Source organism: Candidatus Magnetobacterium casense, assembly GCF_019173545.1.
Lineage (GTDB): Bacteria > Nitrospirota > Thermodesulfovibrionia > Thermodesulfovibrionales > Magnetobacteriaceae > Magnetobacterium > Magnetobacterium cryptolimnobacter.
In genome coordinates this window covers 1-1803 of the sequence record NZ_JABXWD010000560.1, presented here as the reverse complement: position 1 = coordinate 1803, position 1803 = coordinate 1, and the positions used below count along the sequence as shown (strand labels likewise).

General features: G+C 51.2%; 3 protein-coding genes. All 3 read right to left on the bottom strand.

Features of this window, described 5'->3' with window-relative positions; all coding sequences use genetic code 11:
• Positions 1-145 precede the first annotated feature (145 nt).
• Genes HWQ67_RS17550 through HWQ67_RS20710 form a run of 3 tightly spaced genes read right to left on the bottom strand, consistent with a single transcriptional unit; the run spans position 146 to position 1371 of the window.
• Entirely contained in the window at positions 146-337 is a 192-nt protein-coding gene (locus HWQ67_RS17550) for a hypothetical protein (RefSeq protein WP_218253992.1), read from the bottom strand.
• 17 nt (positions 338-354) lie between these two features.
• The gene (locus HWQ67_RS17545; RefSeq protein ID WP_218253991.1) at positions 355-579 is read right to left on the bottom strand and encodes a hypothetical protein; all 225 of its coding nucleotides are present in this window, start codon (positions 577-579) and stop codon (positions 355-357) included.
• 3 nt (positions 580-582) lie between these two features.
• A complete protein-coding gene (locus tag HWQ67_RS20710; protein WP_218253990.1) occupies positions 583-1371 on the bottom strand; it encodes a ParB/RepB/Spo0J family partition protein in 789 nt (262 codons plus the stop codon).
• Positions 1372-1803 lie beyond the last annotated feature (432 nt).

The window sequence follows — 1803 nt, the reverse complement described above, 5'->3', positions numbered from 1 at the left end:
GGTAAACTCCATTTCAATCAAGGGCTCGCCACATTCAGTACACTGAACGGGCGGCGAGGCCAGCTTTCGTGGCGGGTCCTCGCCCTGCCCATTAAGAGAAGGAGGTTGAAAAGAGTTGAAGAAGGCGGTCGTCATAATAAACGAATCATCCACTTGTCTTAGTCCTCTTGCCTTTCTTTGAGTGGTTATTGCCCTTGATGGTATCCAAGGTCGCCCATACCCCCATCGCTATTGTGACGATTGCGCAGCGTTCACCGCCCTTAGACCACCAGGCACATCCATCGCGCTCACACGCCCAGTCAATGGTTTCTGGCGGCCTAGTGTTGTTGAACTTCATAGGACACATAGGGGCTGTCACCCCCGTACCGCCCCCATCGGGGTTGAGGTCCTGACGAAGTGCCGGGCGATGATGTCCACTATGTCATCCGGGTGGAGGTCAACCTGTGATAATGCGGCAATCTCTTCGTCCTTGTACACAACCGTCAGAACATGGTCGTCGTACTCCTTGGTGGTGTACCCTAGGTCGGCAAACACCTTTGGCACTAATTGGGTTCTTTGCATTACCTGTGGTCTGGGCATCGCTCACCTCCCTATAATCCTATTAGGTAGTTTGTTTCTCTTGCCTCGGTTGTAGAGCCGTAATATGAGGGATGCAATGATTTTCTCCCTACCGAGGCCCACAATTGTCGCTTGCTCAATTCGAGCGCTGGCCAAAAGTTCGGCTGGGGTATAGCGTCTGAGTTTGTCTATTAAGGCGGCGTCTGATAGTTCTGGGTAGAGGCTTAGAAACGTGGTAAGCCCTTGTATGATGTGGCTAGAGCGTCCCCATGAGTCATGTGGCCAGCTTCGCCGACTCACCATTAAGACCCGAGCCAAAAGTTGGTCGCCATGCTTATACTGTAGATATGTTCGCATGAGTGTGCCAACGCATCGTATGTGACGTGGATTCGGGTGGCCTCCCCCAGACAGACTTATCTTTAGTCCAATATCTTCTACAATGCGTTGGATGGCGGTGGCAGTTGGGTCTTGTTTAGCCAATAGAAGTCGGAAGGTGTCAACTGTGGCGTCTACTTTACGGGTGTTGAATGCCAGGCGTAGGTCAGCTTCATCATCAGGGCCTAGATCATCATAAATTAGACACGGCAGATGCGTTAGCCCGCGCTTTTTCGCTGCTGCTAGGCGATGTTGCCCATCTATGACGAAGTATCCGCCATCGCGCCTACTGACTTTTAATACCCCGACTTTGTCAATGTGGAAGTTCTTTGTGATGATATTGGCTTTCTCCTCTGATAATGGGCGTTGGTAATAATGGTCAATTTGGAGATCGCCTACGGCAATAAGGCTGATTCTATTGTCCCTATGGTTGGTCATTTGTCCTTCCTAACTCACAGATTCTCTTGTTGCCCTGCGTCTTGCAGTACAGGGCGAAGAGTGGGAATACTTGTTTTGCCTTACCTTTGAGTGCTATAATTAACATTGGGGTTTGTGATAACCTCCTCGGCAGGGGCTTGGTTGACACTCGGGCTCCTGCCTGTTCGTTTCTCTCTTGTGTTTCCTCTACCGCCTAGGCGACCGACCTGCGAGTAGAAGCCTGGCCCATACTTTTGCAGGGTCGCAATACCTCCCTTCTTGCCGGTGTCGGCAAGGTACTGGTTTTTCTGCGGAGTTCCGCACAGTGGACATAAAGTTATATGATTGTCCCTGGTAGCAACTCCGCCTTTTCGCCCTGATTCCATAGGTGTCATGTAACGTGTTACCCCTTAATGTGCCCCTGGGAAGCCCTAGAAAGCCCCTTGGTGTGGG

Bases quoted from the DNA above. Each gene is read 5' to 3' on its own strand.
- HWQ67_RS17550 (WP_218253992.1), bottom strand. From the start codon at position 337: ATGAAGTTCAACAACACTAGGCCGCCAGAAACCATTGACTGGGCGTGT.
- HWQ67_RS17545 (WP_218253991.1), bottom strand. From the start codon at position 579: ATGCCCAGACCACAGGTAATGCAAAGAACCCAATTAGTGCCAAAGGTG.
- HWQ67_RS20710 (WP_218253990.1), bottom strand. From the start codon at position 1,371: ATGACCAACCATAGGGACAATAGAATCAGCCTTATTGCCGTAGGCGAT.